This is a genomic window from Paraburkholderia sp. UCT70, from assembly GCF_050434085.1.
Lineage (GTDB): Bacteria > Pseudomonadota > Gammaproteobacteria > Burkholderiales > Burkholderiaceae > Paraburkholderia > Paraburkholderia tuberum.
In genome coordinates, this window is record NZ_JBNPVZ010000002.1 from 119786 (window position 1) to 141334 (window position 21549).

The 21549-nt window shown below is 60.1% G+C and carries 17 protein-coding genes; 3 read left to right on the top strand and 14 right to left on the bottom strand.

Annotation, left to right across the window (positions count from 1 at the left end; all coding sequences use genetic code 11):
- Positions 1-222 precede the first annotated feature (222 nt).
- Positions 223-669 carry a YybH family protein gene (locus OKW41_RS02830; RefSeq protein WP_429571508.1) on the top strand — a complete coding sequence of 149 codons (447 nt, stop codon included), beginning with the start codon at positions 223-225 and terminating at the stop codon, positions 667-669.
- Positions 670-1701: 1032 nt separating this feature from the next.
- Here the strand turns inward: OKW41_RS02830 and OKW41_RS02835 are convergent.
- Both OKW41_RS02835 and OKW41_RS02840 read right to left on the bottom strand, forming a co-directional pair.
- Positions 1702-2667 carry a sterol desaturase family protein gene (locus tag OKW41_RS02835; RefSeq protein WP_429571509.1) on the bottom strand — a complete coding sequence of 322 codons (966 nt, stop codon included), beginning with the start codon at positions 2665-2667 and terminating at the stop codon, positions 1702-1704.
- Positions 2668-2675: 8 nt separating this feature from the next.
- Entirely contained in the window at positions 2676-3692 is a 1017-nt protein-coding gene (locus OKW41_RS02840; protein ID WP_429571510.1) for a YncE family protein, read from the bottom strand.
- A 317-nt stretch (positions 3693-4009) separates the two neighbouring features.
- Between OKW41_RS02840 and OKW41_RS02845 the strand changes: the two genes are divergently transcribed.
- Positions 4010-5320, top strand: a complete 1311-nt coding sequence (locus OKW41_RS02845) for an Nramp family divalent metal transporter (protein WP_429571511.1) — start codon at positions 4010-4012, stop codon at positions 5318-5320.
- Positions 5321-5638: 318 nt separating this feature from the next.
- Here the strand turns inward: OKW41_RS02845 and OKW41_RS02850 are convergent, their stop codons facing one another.
- The 12 genes from OKW41_RS02850 to OKW41_RS02905 all read right to left on the bottom strand — a co-directional run bounded on the left by OKW41_RS02850 (position 5639) and on the right by OKW41_RS02905 (position 20216).
- Positions 5639-6811 carry a dihydrodipicolinate synthase family protein gene (locus OKW41_RS02850; protein WP_429571512.1) on the bottom strand — a complete coding sequence of 391 codons (1173 nt, stop codon included), beginning with the start codon at positions 6809-6811 and terminating at the stop codon, positions 5639-5641.
- Between the two features lie 9 nt (positions 6812-6820).
- Positions 6821-8503, bottom strand: a complete 1683-nt coding sequence (locus OKW41_RS02855) for a GMC family oxidoreductase (protein WP_429571513.1) — start codon at positions 8501-8503, stop codon at positions 6821-6823.
- A gap of 11 nt (positions 8504-8514) precedes the next feature.
- Positions 8515-9294 carry a 3-ketoacyl-ACP reductase gene (locus tag OKW41_RS02860; RefSeq protein ID WP_429571514.1) on the bottom strand — a complete coding sequence of 260 codons (780 nt, stop codon included), beginning with the start codon at positions 9292-9294 and terminating at the stop codon, positions 8515-8517.
- Entirely contained in the window at positions 9287-10840 is a 1554-nt protein-coding gene (locus OKW41_RS02865) for an FAD-dependent oxidoreductase (RefSeq protein WP_429571515.1), read from the bottom strand. The genes OKW41_RS02860 and OKW41_RS02865 overlap by 8 nt, the downstream gene beginning before the upstream one ends.
- Complete coding sequence (locus OKW41_RS02870; protein ID WP_429571516.1) at positions 10840-11946, bottom strand: ABC transporter ATP-binding protein; 1107 nt, start codon at positions 11944-11946, stop codon at positions 10840-10842. The genes OKW41_RS02865 and OKW41_RS02870 overlap by 1 nt, the downstream gene beginning before the upstream one ends.
- A gap of 4 nt (positions 11947-11950) precedes the next feature.
- A complete protein-coding gene (locus OKW41_RS02875) occupies positions 11951-12808 on the bottom strand; it encodes a carbohydrate ABC transporter permease (RefSeq protein WP_376776311.1) in 858 nt (285 codons plus the stop codon).
- 54 nt (positions 12809-12862) lie between these two features.
- On the bottom strand, positions 12863-13831 hold the full coding sequence (locus OKW41_RS02880; protein WP_429571517.1) for a carbohydrate ABC transporter permease: 969 nt from the start codon (positions 13829-13831) through the stop codon (positions 12863-12865).
- 81 nt (positions 13832-13912) lie between these two features.
- Positions 13913-15169 carry an ABC transporter substrate-binding protein gene (locus tag OKW41_RS02885; RefSeq protein WP_429571518.1) on the bottom strand — a complete coding sequence of 419 codons (1257 nt, stop codon included), beginning with the start codon at positions 15167-15169 and terminating at the stop codon, positions 13913-13915.
- Between the two features lie 92 nt (positions 15170-15261).
- Positions 15262-16803, bottom strand: coding sequence for an aldehyde dehydrogenase family protein (locus OKW41_RS02890; RefSeq protein ID WP_429571519.1), 1542 nt, complete (start codon positions 16801-16803; stop codon positions 15262-15264).
- 1 nt (position 16804) lies between these two features.
- Positions 16805-17587 (bottom strand): enoyl-CoA hydratase/isomerase family protein, encoded by a 783-nt coding sequence (locus OKW41_RS02895; protein WP_429571520.1) that lies wholly within the window; start codon positions 17585-17587, stop codon positions 16805-16807.
- Entirely contained in the window at positions 17580-19151 is a 1572-nt protein-coding gene (locus OKW41_RS02900) for an acyl CoA:acetate/3-ketoacid CoA transferase (RefSeq protein WP_429571521.1), read from the bottom strand. The genes OKW41_RS02895 and OKW41_RS02900 overlap by 8 nt, the downstream gene beginning before the upstream one ends.
- 45 nt (positions 19152-19196) lie before the next feature.
- Complete coding sequence (locus tag OKW41_RS02905; RefSeq protein ID WP_429571522.1) at positions 19197-20216, bottom strand: Gfo/Idh/MocA family protein; 1020 nt, start codon at positions 20214-20216, stop codon at positions 19197-19199.
- A 117-nt stretch (positions 20217-20333) separates the two neighbouring features.
- On the opposite strand from OKW41_RS02905, the gene OKW41_RS02910 reads away from it, so the two are divergent.
- Positions 20334-21419, top strand: coding sequence for a LacI family DNA-binding transcriptional regulator (locus OKW41_RS02910; protein WP_429571523.1), 1086 nt, complete (start codon positions 20334-20336; stop codon positions 21417-21419).
- Positions 21420-21549: the final 130 nt, after the last annotated feature.

Sequence of the window (21549 nt, forward strand, 5' to 3'; positions counted from 1 at the left end):
GCGTCCGAGCGGCACGCCGTATAGCTGGCTGCCGTGCGCTACCTTCGATCATTTATCTCCGAGTTAATTGATTACGCGAACGCCCGGTTTCTATACTCCACACGCAGACGGTCGACTGGCATCGAACCACATACTGGCGCGCGCCGAATGCGAGTTTGAGGAGTTCCTTAACCACGCTGACGCGTCGTCCCGTTCTGCGACTTTGCCACCTGGAGCTACGTGATGAATAAGTTCTCAAGACAATTCGCCACATGCGTTGTGCTGGCACTTGCAGCTGCACAACCGGCGCTGGCGCAGCATGACGAGGTGATCGACCAAGCGAACACTGCCTGGAACGCGGCTTTCAATAAGGGAGACGCTCACGGGCTTGCCGCCATGTACGACGATAAGGCGGTGGTCTCGCCCGGCAACGGAACGACCGTTCAGGGACGCGCCGAAATCGAGAAGCTCTTCAAAAGCTACTTCGACGCCGGCGTACACGATCATACGATCGATGTCGTGCAGGCAAACCGCGTCGGCAACGTGATGTACGAGACCGCGAACTGGACGGCTGTCGCGGAAAAAGATGGCAAGAAGACACCCTATAAGGGCGTTCTGGTGAAGGTCATGACCAAGGGCGCGGATGGAAAATGGCGCACGACCGCGCATACGTGGAACGCGGCGCAGTGACCGACGGGCGAGCCAAATCGACGTTTGTTCACCTTTAGAATCGAAGGCCATGTTTCCACGGTTCGTAGCGCCTGAGAAGAGCCGGTGTTCTGAGTGCTTCCCGCTGGCGCTCGTCGTCTAGGCTGGGCTCCCCCCGGAGAAGGGATGCTCTCCGATGGCGGCAGTTCAGAACACCGAGTGCCAGACAAGACGCATTTCGGCCAGTTTGAGACGTCTAACGGCATTATGCGAGCGACCGCTGACTCCGCGAACGCGGCCATTCAAGTGACAGACGTTGTCATCGAGATTGCGGCACTCACGGCCATACCGTAACTGTCAGCGCCAACCAGATTTAGCAGGTACGTCACTGCGTCACCTGCGCTGCCCGTTCTAACACTACGGCTGCCTTGTGCCTCCGGTGATCGCGCCTGAACACCAGGGAAAGGAAGTCGAAGCGTCGGGCTGCCAGCCGCGAGGGCGCTGCTCTGTAGCTCCAGACGCCCGACGTTTGCATGGCGGGACTGCCTGGAAATCAAATGCGCCACGCCTGTCTTTGACGTTTAGCCTTCGGAGACGCGTCGTAGCAGATACACGACAATCACTGCGGAACCGCTGACAAGGATTGCCAGCCCGATCGCTTTACGCGCGAGCGTGCGAACGCGCGCGCGGGGCGTGTAACGCACAAACCAGGAACTGGTTCTGCGCAACATCATTCACTCCATGGGCGCCTTGACGGGCGCGTCGCGTCGGGGAGAGACAGCTACCTATGTTGCCGGAGCGCAGGCCGTATCGCGACGTGTATTTGCCCTGATCTTTGCTTGACAGTCTCTACCACTTCGAACTCTTTGAACTGAGGATAGCTGGATAGAGCGGGTAGATGCCGGTATCCGGGCATTCTGAAACCAGCAACTGCAATTATCGCACCTCAGGTTCAAAGGCACAGAGCAGATGCTTTACGGTCTACTGACAGGTTCTTTGCACCAGCCGGTCCGGATCAAATCCAGGCGCACATGAACCGGCCCGTTTGGGCATTGGCGCAATGCAGGGATGTTCTCAGGAGGAACTGCGGCGAGCCTTTGCCGGTTGCCGCCACTGTTCAAGGAAAAACTGCAAGCCGCCCAGTTGCTGCGCGATGTAGCCGCCCGTGGCCATCGATTCCGGTGCGCGCCGGTCGCCTGTAGGCGGGTACTCGGCGGAGAAGTCCGCTGTACCAAACACGATGTCCCAGATCGGGAAGACGGCGCCGTAGTTACAGGAATTGCGGCCGGCCGCGCGCAGGCCATGATGCAACCGGTGAAAGCGTGGCGAGACGATCAACCGGTCCCCGAGCCAGCCGAACGAAAGCTTGATATTGGCGTGGCTCAGGCTTTCGATGAAGCGCATGAACAGGAACAGCAGCGGAAACTGCAGCGGCGGAATACCGATCGCGAGGCCAACGATGCCGAACCAGATTGCGGCGACCAGGTCGTCAAGCAGATGGTTGCGGTCGTCCGACCAGAAACTCATCTGTCGCTGCGCATGATGCAACGCTTGCAGTGCGTACCAGCTACGGTATGAGTGCGACAGGCGGTGACGCCAGTAATCGGCACAGTCCAGAATCAGCGCGTACGCGATGAAGGTAATGACCGGATGTCCGAGAAGCGGCGGTATCAACGTCTCAAGCGTTGGCGGTATGTAGCCGTGATCGACCACGAAGCCGTTCACCCACACCTGCACCTGGTAGAACAGCAGGAAACTGACGACAGGCAACACCCCGACGCGGTTGAGGATCGTATAGAACGCGTCGGTTACGACGGCTTTGCGGTCATCCCAGCGTTCGATCGGAAAGAGTGCTTCGAGCGGCCAGCAAACCGCATACGTGACGATGACCGCGAAGAGGCCATAGACGCAGATCAGCGCCCAGTCGAAGGAAAGCTCTTCCCATTGCATCCAGCCGAAGTGATACAGCAACGGCAGAACGAGATGCTGGTCGATTTCACCGGCCAGCATATTGAAGAATCTGTCGAGAAATATCAGCATGATGGGCGTTAGAGCGTTTCGGCGGTAACGAGACCTGGGCGGCTCATTGCGGTGGTGAGGAAGATGCCGTGCGGCGAGCGTCCGACATCAATGGTCTCATAGTTGCCGCTGGCTGGATCGAGTACGGCGACCTGCTCCCGGAAACGCAGCGTCACCCATAGCTTGCCGTCGGGGCCAACAGCAATATCATCTGGCCCCGCAGCGTGGAACGGATAGGTACGACGAAGCTCGAGGGTGGTTGGATCGAGCGCCACCAGCGAGCCGCCGATCCGGTTGCTCACGTAGAGCGTCGCGCCGTCGGGCGTAAGAAAGACATTGTGCGGGCCGACGCCGGTTTTCACCCGCCGCAGCACGTTACCCGTCACTGGATCGACTTCCGCCACATGGTCGCTGCCCATCACGCAGACCAGTACCTTGCCGTTGTGCCAGAGCACGCCAGCGGGGGTCGATCCGACCTTCGACTTCCAGCGGATCGTCAGGTTCGTCAGGTCGAATGAAACGAGCGTGCCGGACTCCTGCATCGAATTGAAGCTCCAGCGCGAGTCCGGCGAGAAGTCGAGGTGGCTCGGCATGCCGCCGGGAGAGAAGCGCTTGACGAGCGTCAGGTCGTCGGGGCGGTAGATGTCGACATAGTTGAGCCGCAGTGCATTGACGACGAGGTAGCGGAAATCCGGCGTGAAGCCAAGCTGGTACGGATCGGCGATCACCTTGTGGCCAAGCGCCAAACCGGTGTGCGGGTCGACAATGAACAGTGCATTGCCGCTGGCGTCGGCAATATAGAGCTTGCTTCTGTCGCGCGAAAGCGCCCAGTGACTGGGTTCGCGCAAGGTCGGCAATGTCCGGACGATCTTGTGCGACGCCATGTCGATGACCGAAACGCTGGCTTCGCCGGAATTCATCACGATAGCGAGATTGGGGGGCGCCGCGCTGGCGATACCTGAACGAAGGGCGAGGAAAGGCGACAGGCCGAGACTCAGGGGAATGGCCAGACTACGGCCAAGTACTTCGCGACGTGAAAGCTTCATGGAGGGCATGCATGAGAGAATTAGCCACTCATTCTGCTGGATGGATTCACCGTCACGCAAGGACGAATTGCGAATGGCGCTGATATGGAGCGATGCTCAACCGCTTCCTGTCAGTAGCCTAACAAATTTCGGGCGAAGCTGACGATGCGCATGCGATTCCGCTGTATTTGACCGAGCTTCCCGCGGCCCCGGGCGCGCTTGGCGCAGCACCCGCCCCGATCATCCGCGGAGTTTGGCCGTTGTATATTGCCATCACGCGCTAAAGAACCTGGAGTAATAGCAGTGCCACGTTCGTCCAGAGAAGTCGGGAAGTGTCCATGAACAGCACTGCCGGCAAAAATACGCTCACAGATCGCACGACTGTTGCGATTCGCGATGTGCTGGCCGGCAAACGACGCGGCTTGCGCTCTGCGCTGCTGTTCGCCGGACCCGCAGTGATTGCCTCGATCGCCTACATGGACCCAGGCAATTTCGCGACCAACATCCAGGCCGGTTCCCAGTTTGGGTACACGCTGCTGTGGGTGGTATTGATGGCCAACCTGATCGCCATGCTGTTCCAGGCGCTCTCAGCCAAACTCGGCATCGTGACGGGCCGTAATCTGGCGGAAATGTGTCGCGAGCAACTGCCGCGCAAGGCCGTCTTCGTCATGTGGTGTGTCAGCGAAGTGGCTGCGATGGCAACCGACCTGGCCGAATTCCTCGGTGGCGCAATCGGCCTCGCGTTGCTGCTCAAAATGCCGTTGATGGCCGGCATGGCGGTGACCGCCGTGGTGACATACGGCATCCTCGTGTTTGAAAAAGGCGGCTACCGGCCAATGGAGATCATCATCGGCGCGCTCGTTGCTGTGATCGGTCTGTGTTACCTGGTCGAATTGTTCATTGCGCCCGTCGCATGGGGACAGGCCGGATTGCACTCGATCTTGCCCTCAATGCCGAACCGGGAAGCGCTGACCGTTTCGGTCGGTATCGTGGGCGCCACCGTGATGCCACATGCAATCTATCTCCATTCCGGGCTGACTCAGGGCCGGACTCCGGCGAGCAACGCGAGCGAGCACCGCGCACTGCTGCGTTTTTCGAACCGGGAAGTCATCGTCGCGCTTTTCTTCGCAGGTCTCGTCAACATGGCCATGGTAATCATGGCCAGCGCGGCATTCCATGCCGGCCACCGCGACGTCGCGGAAATCGAAACCGCTTACCATACGCTCACGCCGTTGCTCGGTGCGGGCGCGGCGGCGGTTTTCCTGATTTCGCTCATCAGCTCGGGTATCTCCAGCTCCGTTGTCGGCACCATGGCTGGCCAGATGATCATGCAGGGCTTCGTCGGTTTCCGGATTCCCGTCTGGGTGCGACGTCTGGTGACCATGGTGCCGGCGTTCGTGGTGGTCGGCCTCGGCGTGAATGCCACCCAGGCGCTGGTGATCAGTCAGGTCGTTCTTTCGTTTGCGTTGCCGATCCCGATGGTGGCGCTGGTGCTCTTCACCCGCCGCAAAGACATCATGGGCGAGTTCGTCAATAGACGGCTAACGGACATTGCAGCGATTGCCGCGACGGTCGTCATCCTCGCGCTGAATGCGGTGCTATTGCTTCAGTCGTTCGGCGTCAGCATTCCGGGCATGCCTGCACCCTGATGCAGCCCATCCGGACTCTTCGGGGATGAGCCGCGCTCCCGGTGCGATGGACGGCGAAGTTTGTTCGCTAGCCAGCGACTGACCGCTTGGGGGACCAGAGCTCCTGCTCCAAAAAACGGCTTTTCGATGATGTTGCAGTTGGCGTGGCGCACTTCCAACCGAGGCAGGACGTGCTCGACAACAGGTTGCGCGAACACCAGGGAGATGCGCAACAGGTTCGCTGGCACCTCCGGCCCTGACGGTTGGACGGCAACAGGCACCACACCAGCAGCGACGCCTCTCACCGCGCAATCCGGTCCGCAGCCATTGCGATCCAGTTCATTGGACGATTCCTGCCCGCACCTGCAAGAAGGCTTTCATTCGCTGCGTGGCGAGTTCGGGCCTGATCAACACGCCACAGGCGTCCGCTTTCCGGAACACTTCGGCGAAATGCAGCACCGACCGCGCCGACTCCATGCCGCCGGCCATCGAGAAATGGTCCTGATGTCCGTTCAGCCACGCGAGGAAGACAACCCCCGCCTTGTAGTACTGTGTCGGCGAACTGAAGAGCTCACGCGACAGCGCCACCGTGGGTCGCATCGTGTTGTGGTAGGCCGCGATATCGTCTCTGGCCAACTGGCCCAGCGCTTTCGCCGCGACTGGTGCAATCGGATCAAATATGCCCAGTAACGCGTGCGATATGCCCGTGCTGTCGCCTGCGATCAGATCGCCGTAGTTGAAATCGTCACCGGTATACATCCGCACGCCGTCCGGCAACTGGGCGCGAAGCTCGCACTCGTATTCGGCGTTCAGCAACGAAATCTTGATGCCTTCGATCTTGCCCGAATGCACGCGGATGATGTCGAGTACAGTTGCCATTGCGGCGCGAACGTCACTGCTGCCCCAGTATCCTGCGAGCGAAGCGTCGAATGCGTCGCCGAGCCAGTGAAGCACGACCTTGCTGCGACTCTCGGCCAGTACAGCGTCGTACACTTTTTTATATTCATCAGGCGATCTGGCTGCGGCGCACAATGCACGACTCGCCATCATGATGGCCCGGCCACCGGCGGCCTCTACGACTTCGAATTGCTCCTTGTAGGCCTGCACCACATCCGACAGGCTATGCCGTCGCCGGTCATCCAGATGGTCGGTGCCTGCACCGCAGGCGAGATCCGCTCCGGGGATAGTTCTCGCGTGCGCGATGCTTCGGCGAATGAGTTCGGACGCCGTCTTCCAGCCCAGACCCATGCCTCTTTGCGCGGTGTCCATGGCTTCGGCAACCTTGAAACCGAGGCCGTACAGATAGGTCCGAAACGCGAGCGTCCTGCCCCAATCGATCGCCGGCGCGTCCGACCACGGCTCATAGCCGAGCGCGGGATCAACCACGACATGCGCTGCAGCGTATGCCACGCGATTGAACTCACATTTCGACTCCAGCGTGATGTTCTCCTCCAAGGTCTTCAACGGGTACGGATTCAATTCGCCATTACGGGCTGGCAGAAGGATTTTCATGGCTATCTCTCAGAAGGCGGTCGATGTCGGGATCTCGTTCGCACCTCGTTTGGCACGCACAGCGTTTGGCGCCGGGATGCGACCGAGGATATGATCGGCTGCCTTCTCCGCGACCATGATGGTCGGTGCATTGGTGTTACACGACGGAATGAGCGGCATCACGGAGGCATCGACAACGCGAAGTCCGTCAATGCCAATCACTCGCAGGTCAGGTGTGACTACGCTATGTTCGTCCTCAGGGCGCCCCATCCTGCACGTACCGACCGGATGGTGATCGGTCTTGGCATTGGCACACGCATAATCAAACAACTCGTCGTCCGTGTTGACACGCGGACCGGGCAGGACTTCCGTCTGCACAAAACGCTTCAACGCGGGCTGATTCATTAACTCGCGCGCAAGGCGCAGGCCCTTGAGCGCTGCATGGCGGTCTTCCGGCTCCGACCAGTAGTTCGGGTCGATCAGCGGCGCTGTCGCAGGATCGGCACTTGCCAGACGTACGCTGCCGCGCGATTTGGGCCGGAGATACGCGGTATTCAAGGTGACGCCGCCATGGCGAAGTTTCGCCATGCCCGCTTCGATCCCTGAACCCAGGCCGAGATGGAACTGGATGTCGGGCGACCGGGCGTGTGTCGCAGCGATTCCGTCCGCATACCAGAAGCCGCCCGTCTCGAACAGGCTCGAAGCAACCGGGCCCTTCTTCAGGAGCAGGTACTGCAGGCCTGCCCACGCTGCATGCTGGAGTTTGTTGTACTTGTCGTACGTATGATCGCCAGTACATTCAGCGATGACAAACAGGTCGAGATGGTCCTGCAGATTTGAGCCGATGCCCGGCATGTCATGCACGACGGGTACACCCGTTGACCTCAAATGATCGGCCGGACCGATGCCTGATTGCATTAGCAGCTTGGGGGATCCAATGGCCCCGGAAGACACGATCACTTCGCGCCTCGCTCGCACGACAACTGGCGTGCGGTCGGTTCCACTGACCAGTTCTACGCCGACTGCGCGTCCTCCTTCGACGATCACGCGTAGCGCCCGTGCCTGTAACCTGACAGTGAGATTCGGCCGCCCGAGGATCGGGTCAAGGAACCCGACGGATGCCGATGCGCGCCGCGCGTTGAACTGCGTCAGCTGATAGTAGCCGAGGCCTTCCTGTTCAGCGCCGTTGAAGTCGGCGTTGAAAGGCATGCCCATCTCCTGACCCGCCTGGAAGAACGCTTCGCAGATCGGCAGAGGACTGATCGGGTTTGACACGCCTAGCGGACCACCATAGGCATGATATTCATTCGCGAAGCGCTGATTGTTCTCCGATCGTTTGAAATAAGGCAGTACATCGCGGTAACTCCAGCCCGTTGCGCCGCCCATGCTCTCCCACTCGTCGTAGTCCGCTGGCACGCCGCGCGTATAGATCTGCGCGTTGATCGACGAGCCGCCACCGATGACTTTCGCTTGTGTGAAGCGCAAGACCCGGTCATTTAGATGCTTTTGAGGCACGGTATGCCAGCCCCATGACCCGATGCCTTTGGTCATCTTCGCAAAACCAGCGGGCATGTGAAAAAGCGGGTTCTGGTCGCCGCCGCCAGCCTCAAGCAGCAAAACCGTCACGGAAGGATCGGCGCTCAGGCGATTCGCCAGTACGCAACCGGCCGACCCTCCGCCCGTAATGATGTAGTCGTAGCTATCGGTCTTCATGCTGCTCACCTTCAAAAGGCAGAAATCGAGAGGCCACCATCAACCTGGAGCACGCTGCCTGTGGCAAACCGCAACGCACCGCCCGCAAGCTGGCCGACCGCCTTCGCGACATCGTCAGCCTCGCCCCAACGGTTCATGGGAACGAGCCCCTCCTTGAAACGCGCTTCATACTTCTGCGCAACCGCCTCGGTCATCGGCGTCCGGATAATCCCAGGCCGCACCTCGAAAACCGGGATACCTGCATGAGCAAGGCGTAGTGCGAACAGTTTTGTCATCATCGGCAAAGCGGACTTCGAGAGGCAATATTCGGCCCTCTCAGGTGACGCCATCGTGGCCGATACCGACGAGACCGTGATAATCGCGCGCGGGCGATCTGGCTCTGCGCTCAACATATGGCGAGCAACCGCCTGAGTCATGAAGAAGGTTCCGCGCAGATTCACTCCAAGCACGGTGTCGAACGCCTCAGAAGTCACATCCAGCAGATCACCACGCGTGGGCGAGCCGATTCCCGCGTTGTTCACCAGGCAATCCAGATCGCCGCACCACGCCAGCACACATTCGAGCACTCGCGCGTGGGACGCCACATCCTGCAAATTGGCCTGCACAAACAGAGACCGCCGTCCCTGGTCCTCAATCGCCCTTAGCGTCAGAGCGGTATCTTTGTCATCGACCATGTCGGTAATGGCCACGTCGTAGCCGCGCGACGCGAGTTCGACAGCGATCGCGCGCCCGATTCCGCGGCGGCCGCCCGTGACGAGCGCTGCGAGAGGTTGCATTGCGTCATCAGGCATGTCGGTCTCCGTCAAAAGCGTGGTCTCCGCTAGCCGTGCGGCTTCGCGTCAGCTCCGAACGAAGGTGTTCGCCGACCCGTAGAGCCTGCGCTGCCACTGTCAGCGCTGGATTGACCGCAGCAGACGATGGGAAAAAGCTCGCATCAACGACGTACAGGTTCTGGTGGTCATAAGCCTTGCAGAACGGATCGAGCGGCGCGGAGCCAGCGTCACTGCCAAACCGGACCGTCCCACACTGATGGGACGGCGTGTCCTCGCCAAAGCGTCTGCTCACGACCAGCGGATAGCCCGCATCCTTGAGCAGACCCTTCGTTTTCTGCACGAAGCGTTGATGCGGTTTAAGGTTGGTGCGATTCCACGTGAGCTGGATGTCACCGGACGACGTTAGCTCTACGCGACTATCGGCGCTCGGCAAGTCTTCCGACATCGCGTAAAGGTCGACACTGTGACGGCTTATGTATTCCAGAAGCTTCCTCGGCACATACGGAAGCGCGCCACGAAGCATCGGTTCACGGATTTTTCCCAGCATTTGCAGATTGCCCAGCGGCCACCGGTCATGCACGCCGCCAAAGTAGAAGTCGTTGACCGAAAGCGTCTTCGGAAAACGGGTGTCGTTGACCGTCCTCGGGTCGATTGCCAGAATCGCGGTGCAGTTATGGTTCATGTAGTACCGCCCGACCGCTCCCGACGTGTTCGCAAGCCCGTTCGGAAATTTGTCGTTAGCCGAGGCGAGTAACAGAACGGCGCTATTGATCGCCCCTGCCGACAGCACAAACGTGTCGCCAGTGACCGTAAGCGGACCGTCCCGCGTCTGAACTTCGAGGCTCGAAATTCTTCGCCCTGTCGGGTCGGTCACGAGTCGTGTCGCACGTGCGCCCGTCAGCAGGGACACGCCTCCTTGTTTCAGCGCGGGGCGCAACAGGCACATCTCGGCGTCTCCTTTCGCGTCAATGCGGCAAGGAAAAGCGTCACATGTGCCGCAGCGCACGCACGCGCCGCCGTCGCCGAAATCGACCGAAGCCGGCATAAAGAACGGATGCAGGCCCTGCTGCCGAAGCTTCTCCCGGAGCCTGCCAATCACAGGTTCGTCCGGTATCGGTCCATCACGATAATTGACGGATCTCGGCGGCTCGGTCGGATCCTGACCAGCGGACCCTCTCACGCCGAAGAGCTCCTCGGCCAGGTCGTAGTATCTTTCGAGGTCCCGGTACGCGATGGGCCACGCGGGCGACACACCTTCCTCATGCGCGAGTTCTTCGAAGTCGGCTTCACGCAGCCGGAACATGGCGGTACCGAAGAACTTCGTATGCCCGCCGACAAAGTAATACTGGCCAGGGCGGTAGCGCTCGCCAGCGCCGTTGAGCCAAGTATCGCGCGTGCGATACCGGAGCTGGCCGAATACGGCTTCCGCATCCCAGTTCTGCAGTTCGCGGGGAAGATTGTCGCCCCGCTCGATCACTACGACACTGGCACCCGTACCCGCGAGTTGCAGGGCAATCGCGCTGCCGCCGACGCCCGAACCAACGATGACGACATCGGCATGCATCACGCTATCCTTTCTTCCGTTTGCGCATCGAAGAGGACCAGCTTCGACAGATCGACCCGCAGGTTGCAGTGCTCGCCGGGGCTATGCGGCATGTCGGCGCCAAGCCGGGCAGCGACTTCGACCCCGCCCATTTCAAGGGCCGCCAGCGTGTCCGGTCCCGTGGGTTCCATGACCAGCACCTTCACCGCTACCTCGCGCACCGCATCCGGGACCCGCGAGGATTCCACACCGATCGCTTCTGGCCGAAGACCGGCGATCACCTTCTGGCCCGCGTATCGCGCGACTCCGGCGGACTGGGCCGGCAGATCAAGGCGAACCGCTGCACTGCCCTCGCCCATCGTCAAAACGAGTGTGTCGCTCCGGGTTGAGAGCACTGCCGGAATGAGGTTCATCGACGGCGAGCCCATAAACGTCGCGACAAAGGTATTGGCCGGCGTACTGTAGATTTCGGCTGGCGTGCCGAACTGCTGGATCACGCCCCCCTTCATCACCGCAATCCGGGTCGCGAGTGTCATCGCTTCGATCTGGTCGTGAGTCACGTACACGATGGTCGCGCCGAGCCGTTGATGCAGCTTCTTGATTTCGGTGCGCATGTCAACGCGCAGTTTTGCGTCAAGATTGGACAGCGGCTCGTCGAACAGGAAGATTTTCGGGTCCCGCACCAGCGCCCGTCCCATGGCGACGCGCTGCCGTTGACCGCCCGAGAGTTGGCCCGGGCGGCGCTTGATCAGGTGCTCGATCTGAAGCAGTCTTGCAGCGTCTGCGACGGCCTTATCCCTCTCCACTTTCGACACTTTGCGCATCTCGAGACCGAAGCTGATGTTCTGGCCGACCGTCATGTTCGGATACAGCGCGTAGCTCTGAAAGACCATCGCGATATCCCGCTCGCTGGGATGCAGGTCGTTCACACGGTCGTTGTCGATCCGGATCTCCCCACCGGAGATAGTGTCGAGTCCCGCGATCAGCGACAGCAGGGTCGATTTTCCGCAACCGGACGGCCCGACAAGTACAAGGAAATCGCCATCGGTCACATCGATGTTGATGTTCTTCAGGATTTCCGTCGGGCCGTAGGCCTTGCGGACATTTGAAATATGCAGAGAAGCCATTTCCTTACCCCTTTACCGAACCGGCCATCATGCCGCGCACGAAATAGCGGCCGCCGATCACATAGACCAGAAGAGTGGGCAGCGCGGTAATCACGGCGGCTGCCATCTGAACGTTGTACTCACGCACGCCCGTCGACGTATTCACGATGTTGTTCAGTGCGACCGTAATAGGCGCCGTGCTGCCCGTCGTAAATGAAGCACCGAAAAGGAAGTCGTTCCAGATATTGGTGAACTGCCAGATCACCGTTACAGTGATGATGGCGCCGGAACACGGCAACAGGATGCGCAGGAAGATCCTGAAGAAGCGCGCGCCATCGATCATCGCGGCCTTCACCAGTTCATCGGGAAACGCGACATAGAAGTTACGGAAGTACAAAGTCGTAAAGCACAGACCGTAGACAATGTGCACGAACACGAGACCCGTAATGGACTGGGCCAGCCCGATTTTCCCGAGGAAGGTAGCCATCGGAATAAGCACGATCTGGAAGGGGATGAAGCATCCGAACAGAACGAGCCCAAACAGGATGTTGTCGCCCTTGAATCTCCATTTGGTCAGCACGTAACCGTTGAGCGCGCCAAGAAAGGTAGAAATCGCAACGGCGGAAATGACCATCCTTGTCGAGTTCCAGAAAAACCCCTTCACGCCGGAACAATCGAGGCCAACGCAGGCTTCCCCCCAGGCTTTAAGCCACGGCTCCAGTGTCCACGCACGTGGCAACGCGAGAATGTTTCCGCTGTACACCTCCGAAAGAGGTTTGAACGACGTCAGCATCATTACCGCGAGCGGGATCAGATAGACGACGGCAAAAAGCGCCAGCAGTCCATAGATCACGATCCTCGATACGTAGTTATGCTTACCCATCACCATTTGCGGCGAGTCCCAGCCTTTTTTCAACATGACGATCTCCTGACTGGACTAATGCGAGCCGCTGCCGCCGCGCGGACGAAGCTCTGAATAGAGATACGGGACCATGATCGCCGCGACCGTGCACAGCATCATGACCGCACTCGCCGCTCCCATTCCCAACTCGTTTCGCGTGAAGGTGAATGAGTACATGAACGTCGAGGGCAACTCCGTCGAATAGCCGGGACCTGCGCCTGTCAAGGCCACCACCAGTTCATAGCTCTTGACCGCGAGGTGAACGAGGATGACGAACGCGGAAACGAAAGCCGGCCGCAGTTGCGGGATGATGATGCGTCGATAGATAGCCGGCATTCTTGCCCCATCGATCGACGCGGCCTTGACCATATCCTGATCGATACCCCGCAAGCCTGCGAGGAACATCGCCATGACGAAGCCGGACGCCTGCCACACCGCGGCGATGACCACGGTGTAAATGGCCATTCGATCATCGATGATCCAGTCGAACCTGAAACCGGTCCAACCCCAGTCGTGGAAAAGCTTCGTCAGCCCGAGACCGGGATTCAGTATCCATTTCCAGGCCGTCCCCGTGACGATGAAGGAGATCGCCATCGGATAAAGAAAGATCGCGCGCAGACCGCCTTCCGCCCTGATGCGCTGGTCGAGAAGAATGGCGAGGCCCAGCCCGATCCCCATGCACAGGACGACATACAGCGATGCATAGATTCCCAGGTTGGTGACCGCAACGTGCCAGCGCGGATGTGCCCAGACGCGTCCGTACTGCATCAGGCCGCCCCAGTGCAGATTGGCAAACGCGCGTGAGCGCGTGAACGACAGGACCGTGGTCCAGACGATAAAGCCGTAGACGAAGATCAGCGTCGTAATCAACGTGGGCGACAACACGAGCTTTGGCAATACCTGCTCGAACCGGTTTCTCAGGCTTGACCGGCGTTTGTCGTGAAGCTGGGATTCGTCCGTAGTACCTCGTGACGAGGTATGGACGGTCCGGTGTGTAGTGTGCATGGCAACCACCTCTACTTCGGGAGCATCGGGTCTTCGCAGGGGCACGCTGGCGCCCCCGTGAGTTTTAAGACGGTGTACGGTCTACTTGGCGTTGTTGACAGCGTCGACCAGCTGTTTCACCGCATCGGCAGATGACTCGTTGGTGTTGAAGAAATGCGTGACGACGTCATAGACCGCGTTCTTCGGCCCATCGGGCATTGCGTGTCCGTGCGCGAAGCTGCCCACCATCGTGCCGCTCTTCAGCGCAGTGCGAAGATCAGCCATCGATTTCTGGCCGCACTCGTCGAACCCATCGGAAGGCACATCGAGACGCGCCGGAATCGCTCCCTTGATCTGATTGAATTTCGCCTGCACGCCCTTGTCCATCACGGTCGACGCGAACGCATATTCACCAGGCACGCTGGCATCGCTCTTTTTGAACGTCGCAAACTGGTCAGTATTGAAGATGAAGTCGCCCTGGGTGCCGGGATACTGGAAGCACAGGTAGTCGACATTGGCCTTCTTGCCAGCGTTCACGAACTCACCCTTCGCCCAGTCGCCCATGATCTGCATCGCGGCCTTGTCGTTGATGACCATCGATGTTGCGAGGTTCCAGTCACGCCCCGGGAAATTCGGATCGACCATACCGCGCAGCGCGCGCATCTGGTCAAATGCCTTTTCCATCGTCTTTGAGCCGAGCGCGGCAGGCTCAAGATTGACGAGCGCCTGGGTATAGAATTTCGGGCCGCCGGCAGACATGACGGCGCTATCGAAAATCGTTGCTTCCTGCCACGGTTGCCCGCCGTGGGCGAGCGGCGTGTAGCCAGCCTTGCGAATCACGGCGGCATCGGCAACCAGCTGGTCGAACGTCTGCGGCGGAGTCAGATGCAACTGATCGAAAATCTTCTTGTTCGCCCAGATCCAGTTGGTCCGGTGAATATCGACCGGCACCGCTACCCAATGACCATCGACCTTCGAGAAACGTTGAATCGGACCCGGCACGAGCTTGTCCCATCCTTCCTTTGCCGCGATCGGATCGAGGTTGGTCAGAAAATCCTGCGACGCGTATTCAGGAATGGTAAAACCGAGCATCTGGATGGCGTCAGGCGGATTGCCGGATGCAACGCGAGCTTTCAGCACCGTGCGCGCTGCTTCGCCGCCGCCCCCTGCAATCGGCGCGTCCTTCCAGGCGTATCCGCGCCGCTTCAAACCGTCCTTTAATACCTCCAGCGCACGGGCTTCGCCGCCCGAGGTCCACCAGTGCATCACTTCGACGGTTTTGGTGTCGGCCGCCGATGCCGTGCTGCTGCCACTGACGGCGATGGCTGCCACGAGTGCAAAAAGTGTCTTCCTCAACATGTCTCACTCCAGATGGGTTGCTCTCTCTGATGGAGAGGGTTTTCAGTCTTTTTCCCGGCGGCCCCTTCCGCCCGAGGCTCATTTCTTACCTGCTATTTCTTCGCCGGCAGCCAAAGGTTCTTGCGTTCTCCGATATGCAGTTGAATCGTCTTCGTCTCCGTATAGTCTTCGACCGCCTGCTTGCCGAGTTCGCGGCCGACACCGCTTGCCTTGAATCCACCAAACGGGAGTTCCGGATATCCGTCGAGGAAGGTGTTCACCCAGATCGTCCCTGCGTCGACACCGCGTGCGACCTTCAGGCAGGTATCGATATCGCTGCTCCACACCGCGGCCGACAAGCCGTACGCCGTGTCGTTTGCGATTTCGATGGCATGATCCAGATCGCGGAAAGCGATGACACTCAAGACAGGGCCGAAAATTTCCTCTCTTGCGACACCCATGTCTGCCGTGACATCGGTGAGGACGGTCGGCTGCAGATAAAGGCCGTTAGCACTTGCGTAACGCCCGCCGCCAAGACGCACCTTCGCACCTGCCGAGACACCGGTCTCGATATGACCAAGGATGTCGTTCATCTGCTGTTCGCTGACGATCGCTCCGACCTTCGCATCAGGATGAAGCGGGTCGCCGACAGGCACTTCGCGGGCACGCTCGATAACAGCAGCGGCAAACCGCTCTACGATGGACTCATGCACGAGAACCCGGCTACCGCTGTTGCAGCATTCGCCAGCGTTGAAGTACACGCCGAACACGACCGCGTCCACCATGGCATCCCAGTCGCAGTCCGGGAAAACGATCTGAGGATTCTTGCCACCCAGTTCCAGGGCGACTTTCTTGAGTTTCTTCGAGGCCACCCCAGCGAGCATTGACCCCACGTGGGTCGAACCCGTGAACGAGAGCATGTCGACTCGCGGATTCTCGGCGAGAGGCTGACCGACGCGTGAGCCCTTGCCCGTCACGACATTCGCGACCCCGGCTGGCACGCTTGCCTTTTCAAGGATCTCCATCAACATGACGGTCGTGCCAGACGTCAGTTCGCTAGGCTTGATCACGCTTGTGCAGCCTGCTGCCATCGCGAATGGCAGTTTCTGGCACAGAATCCACAGCGGAAAATTCCATGGCGTGATGATCCCGACCACCCCGATCGGCTGACGCAACACCAGTCCAAGCATGTCCTCACCCAAGGTGTTGTAGGCGTCACCGCTGGTGGTGCGGGCGAGGCTCGCGGCGTACTGCCACAGATCGACGCAGCCGGCGACCTCCGCGCGCGCCTGGGTGAGCGGCTTGCCGTTCTCCAGCGATTCGATCAGCGCAAGACGCTCAATCTGGGCCTGGATGCCATCCGCGATCGCCAGCAGCACGCGGGCACGCTCCGCTCCCTTCATCTTTGGCCAGGGGCCGTTGTGAAATGCACGATGAGCTGCGTCGATCGCCGCGTCGACGTCCTCGGGCGTCGCCACGGCATAGGTGCTGACGAGCTCGCCATGAGCCGGACTGAGCCGCTCGACACGCTCGCCGTCACCGGCATCGCGCCACTGCCCGTCGATGTAGAGGCGACCGTGATACACCTCAAAGTCAGTCTTACGAGACGCCATAAGCAACGGCGCCAGTTCAGGATTTGTGTCTGCAGTCGTCATGTCAGTTACCCTCAAAATTCGCCGGTCGCTTTTCGCGAAAGCTCAGCATTCCCTCACGCGCATCCGCGGTTGTTGCCGCCAATGCACCCGCCATTGCCTCAAGGGTGGCCGCAGCACCCTCGCCATTTGCCGCGTTCACCAGTTGCTTGGTCAGTTGCACCGACACGGGCGCAAGACGTGCGATCTGTTCGGCCATCTCCAGCGCGGCGTTCAATGCACCGCCCGCTGACGCAAGCTCGTCGATCAGACCGATCGCGTGAGCGCGCGTGGCGTCGATACGTCTGCCGGTGAGCGCGAGCATCTTGACCTTGCTCGCCCCAATGACCGAGACAAGCCGTTGCGTGCCAGACCAACCCGGACATGTCGCTATACCCGCCTCTGGGAGCGCGAAGGTCGCGGCAGGGTCCGCAATCCGGATGTCCGCCACCGCGGCAAGCTCCAGCCCGCCTCCGAGTGCGTGTCCATTGATAGCTGCGATGACCGGCACACGAAGCGCAGCCCAACGATCAAAGATCCTGTGTCCGCGCGGTACCCACTGACGCCACATATCAAGAGGCGCCAGCGCGGACCATTCATTGATGTCCGCACCCACGCAGAAAGCCTTCGTTCCCGAGCCAGTCAGGACCACGGCGCGCACATCGGTCCACGTATCGAGCTCCGCGGCGACCGCTTCCAGACGCATCAGCATCGGCGGGGTCAGGGCATTAAGCTTTTCGGGGCGATTCAACGTGACAAGAGCGACTGCGCCGCTGCGCTCAAACCGGATTCCATCGATATCAGCCACGATGCACCTCCCTGAGTTGCAGTCCGTACGGCGATTCGCTGAAAATCGCGGCATTCATGGTCTTCAGATCCGGTGAGACAATCAAAGGAAAATCCGCCTGCTCAAGCACGTCCCTGTTCAGGTCGATGCCGGGCGCGACCTCGATCACTTCAAGACCGTCCTTCGTGAGCTGCAGCACACAGCGTTCAGTCACATACAGCACCTGCTGACCACGCTGCTGCGCCATGCGGCCGCTGAACGTGACGTGGTCGACGTCGCCGATGAACTTCTTCGATTTGCCTTCCTGAAGGATCGTCAGCCGTCCGTGACCGACCTCCAGCTTCGCGCCGGCCGTGAAAAATCCCGAGAAGACGAGCTTCTTCGCGTGCGTCGTAATGTCGATGAAGCCGCCACATCCGGCAGTCAGGTACGGCTTGCTGGGCAGCTTCGATACGTTCACGTGGCCGTTGCGGTCGATCTGCAGGAACGACAGCAGCGAAACATCGAAGCCGCCTCCCTGGAAGTAGATGAACTGCGAAGGCGACGGCATGATCGCGTCGGCGTTTGCCGAGCAACCGAAGGCGAAGCCGAGCAGCGGCATACCGCCCACCGCACCCTGCTCGATGGCCCACGTCACTCGGCCGTTGAGTCCTTCTTCAAGGAGAATGCGCGGAACGTTGGCCGAAATGCCGAAGCCAAGATTCACCGCGTCTCCGTCCGCGATTTCCATCGCTGCGCGACGGGCAATCACCTTTTCTGCGTTCCAGTCGGCAAATGCAAATTCGCTGTCCGGAACCTTGATTTCGCCGCTGATCTCCGGGTCGTATTCGATCTGCGTCGTCTGTTTCTGCTCGGGGTCCACGACCACGTAGTCAACGAGGTTGCACGGAATATGCACCTGCTGCGTACCGAGCGACCCTGCCTTCACGACTCGCTTGACCTGTGCGATGACAATGCCGCCGTTGTTGCGCACTGCAAGCGCCTGGTCGCGGCCGCCGAGCAGCGCGCCTTCGTGTTCGTAAGACAGGTTGCCCCGCTCATCCGCTGTGGTGGCACGCACGATAGCGACGCGCGGCACGATATTCGGAAAGAAGAGCCACTCCTCGCCCGCGAACGTGACCTTGTCCACGATCGGCTCGGATTCCGAGAGACTGTTCATTGCGCCGCCCTGCCGGTCCGGATCGACGAAAGTGTCGAGCCCCACCTTGGTGAGGACACCAGGGCGCTTCGCGGCCGCGTCCCGATGCATGTCAAACATCACACCGCTCGGCAGGTTGTATGCGCGGATTTCATTGTCGACCACCATCCGCCAGATGTCGGGCATCGGTAGACTCGATGGGCCGCTGGGAAACGAACCGGCGATGATCGACTTGATAAGACCGTGCTTCGCCAGATGATCAACGCCTTTGACGCCATACATGTCGCCAGCTGCTATCGGATGCAGCAGCGAAAGTGCTCGAGGATGGCCTTCGGTTTCAAAGCGCGTCCCGATCGCCGCCAGCATGGCGTCGGGGCAGCCCAGGCCACTCGACGAACTGACGGTCACAACGTCACCATCGTTGATCAGGCCTGCGGCAGTCGCCATCGAAATAACTTTGCTGGAACCCACAATAGATCTCCTCAAACTGACTCAGCGCGCGAACTGCTGCGGGACGGCGACGTGTGCACCAGTTGAAGCCGACTCTTGAAGCGCAAGCGCGGTAACCAGTGACCGGTATCCGTCCCGGCCGGTGGCTGCGGGATCCTCACCGAGGAGAACAGCGCGATGGAACTGGGCGACCGCGGTGACATAAAGGTCCTGGTGGACGACCTCGATGATTTCGAAACCTGCTGCTGAACGCAGTTCGATTTCTCCGACGGCGCGCTGGGTCATCACGTCGCGTGCGATGAGCGAGCCTTCGGTCCCGTGGACCTCGAGGCCGGTCGGCGCGTACGGCACGGTGAACGCGTCGTGAATCTGGGCAAGCACGCCGTTACTGAACCGGATGATTCCCATCACGCCGTCGGCGAGGCCCTGGGTACCCATGCTTCCCGACGAGGTCATCGCGCTCACTTCGACGGGTTCTGCATCCAGAATGAAGCGAAGGGTGTCAGCGTCGTGCACGGAGATGTCCAGCACGACGCCGCCACCCGCATCAGGGCGCTCGATTCGCCAGCCGCGGAGGTGCGGCGGTAGGGAGACCGCGTGGAAGACACGCACGTACAGCAGCGAGCCGAGCGCACCTGAACGGATGAGTTCACGCAGACGGCGGTGTGTCGCGGCACACCGCAGGTGATGGTTCGTGCCAAGGACAACCTGATGGGCGGCGCACGCTTCAATCATCTGGCTCGCGTCAGCCTCTGAGAGTGCAAGCGGCTTTTCGCAGAGCACGTGTTTGCCGGCGGCAGCGGCCGCCAGAACTTGAGGCAGGTGTTTTTCGTTCGTGCTGCTGATGTAGACAGCATCGATGTCGCGATCGGCGAGGATCTCATCAAGGCTTGTGCTCGACTTCGAAATTCGATGCTTGTCCGCGAACTCGCGGGCGCGCCCGGCGCTGCCACTGACGACGGCTTCGATCGTGCCGTCCGGCTGCGACCGGATCGCGTTGACCATCCACTCGTCGGCTATCGTGCTGGCGCCAATTAGCGCCCAGCGAATCTTGGAAGTCATTGTCTCTCTCCATTGGAACGTTCCAACTACAGTTTATTGGATCGTTCCAACAAACTGTAGTAGACTCATTTCACCGTGTCAAATACTTTTTGGAACGTTCCAATTGTGCAAAGCAACATGAAAACAGTTCCGACGATTCAGGACATTGCAGCGGCTGCGGGCGTATCCAAGTCGACGGTCTCGCTGGTCCTCCAGCAGAGCCCAAAAATCAAGGCGGAGACGGCCGACAAAGTTCGGGCGGCAGCCCAGCTACTCGGCTACGTCTATAACCGCGGCGCAGCAAACCTGCGCGGGACCCGAAGTACCATCGTCGGGATGGTCATTAATGATCTGACTAACCCCTTCTTTGTCGAGTTGCTCGTCGCCATCGAGCGGGTACTCGCGCAGTCCGGATACACGACGCTGATGGCGCACACTGCCGAAAACGTCGCGACCCAAACCCGTGTTCTGCAATCGATGCGTGAACAGAATGTGGCCGGCCTGATCATGTCTCCTGCGCTGGGAACACCTGAGCAACTGCCGGACGAGATCAAGTCCTGGGGAATTCCACTTGTCCTTGTCATGCGACCGATGGGCACGGATGTCGACACGGTCGGAGTCGACAACAGCTTTGGATTCGCTCTCGCGACGGAACATCTGATTGCTCAGGGCCACACACGTATCGCATTCGCCGGCAATCGAACGGGGTATGCGGTTGCGAACCAGCGCAGGCAGGGCTACCTCACGGCGATGGCCAGTCATGCCCTGACTGTCGCCGACGAGTGGATCATCGATGTTGAACTGACTCCGGAGGGCGGTCGCAAGGCCGTCCGCTCCATCTTCGAGATGCGGCCTCGTCCGACGGCGGCGGTTTGCTATAACGATCAGGTTGCGTTTGGCGTGTTGCATGAGCTGGACCGAATGGGCAAACGTGCGGGCAAGGCGCTCGCGGTCGTTGGCTGTGACAATGTGGTGGCGGCAGAACATACCAATCCGCCGCTCACTACTCTTTCCGCCGGAGCGGACAAACTCGGCACGATCGCGAGTGAGACGCTGCTGGCCAGGCTCGATCCAGCGGCGGACGGAAAAGAACCACCCGTGCAGTACTTCGCCATTCCGCAGCTAGTCGTCAGGGAATCAAGCGTGGGCTCCGCGGGGCGCCGCCCGTCTCTGTCGATAGATCCCACCCGCACAGAACGTCGCGTTGCAGGCCAGCGGCAATAGACTTCTGTCCCCTTGATGCATCGCGCGTCAGCCAGAGGGGCTGGCCGGATCGTGGCGAGCCGTCTGGCTAACCCCGAACCGACCAGGCTACCCGCCTACGAATCGGTGGATTGCCTTTCAACCCCCAGCG

Bases quoted from the DNA above. Each gene is read 5' to 3' on its own strand.
- OKW41_RS02830 (WP_429571508.1), top strand. From the start codon at position 223: ATGAATAAGTTCTCAAGACAATTCGCCACATGCGTTGTGCTGGCACTT.
- OKW41_RS02835 (WP_429571509.1), bottom strand. From the start codon at position 2,667: ATGCTGATATTTCTCGACAGATTCTTCAATATGCTGGCCGGTGAAATC.
- OKW41_RS02840 (WP_429571510.1), bottom strand. From the start codon at position 3,692: ATGAAGCTTTCACGTCGCGAAGTACTTGGCCGTAGTCTGGCCATTCCC.
- OKW41_RS02845 (WP_429571511.1), top strand. From the start codon at position 4,010: ATGAACAGCACTGCCGGCAAAAATACGCTCACAGATCGCACGACTGTT.
- OKW41_RS02850 (WP_429571512.1), bottom strand. From the start codon at position 6,811: ATGAAAATCCTTCTGCCAGCCCGTAATGGCGAATTGAATCCGTACCCG.
- OKW41_RS02855 (WP_429571513.1), bottom strand. From the start codon at position 8,503: ATGAAGACCGATAGCTACGACTACATCATTACGGGCGGAGGGTCGGCC.
- OKW41_RS02860 (WP_429571514.1), bottom strand. From the start codon at position 9,294: ATGCCTGATGACGCAATGCAACCTCTCGCAGCGCTCGTCACGGGCGGC.
- OKW41_RS02865 (WP_429571515.1), bottom strand. From the start codon at position 10,840: ATGCATGCCGATGTCGTCATCGTTGGTTCGGGCGTCGGCGGCAGCGCG.
- OKW41_RS02870 (WP_429571516.1), bottom strand. From the start codon at position 11,946: ATGGCTTCTCTGCATATTTCAAATGTCCGCAAGGCCTACGGCCCGACG.
- OKW41_RS02875 (WP_376776311.1), bottom strand. From the start codon at position 12,808: ATGGGTAAGCATAACTACGTATCGAGGATCGTGATCTATGGACTGCTG.
- OKW41_RS02880 (WP_429571517.1), bottom strand. From the start codon at position 13,831: ATGCACACTACACACCGGACCGTCCATACCTCGTCACGAGGTACTACG.
- OKW41_RS02885 (WP_429571518.1), bottom strand. From the start codon at position 15,169: ATGTTGAGGAAGACACTTTTTGCACTCGTGGCAGCCATCGCCGTCAGT.
- OKW41_RS02890 (WP_429571519.1), bottom strand. From the start codon at position 16,803: ATGACGACTGCAGACACAAATCCTGAACTGGCGCCGTTGCTTATGGCG.
- OKW41_RS02900 (WP_429571521.1), bottom strand. From the start codon at position 19,151: ATGGCGACTGCCGCAGGCCTGATCAACGATGGTGACGTTGTGACCGTC.
- OKW41_RS02905 (WP_429571522.1), bottom strand. From the start codon at position 20,216: ATGACTTCCAAGATTCGCTGGGCGCTAATTGGCGCCAGCACGATAGCC.
- OKW41_RS02910 (WP_429571523.1), top strand. From the start codon at position 20,334: ATGAAAACAGTTCCGACGATTCAGGACATTGCAGCGGCTGCGGGCGTA.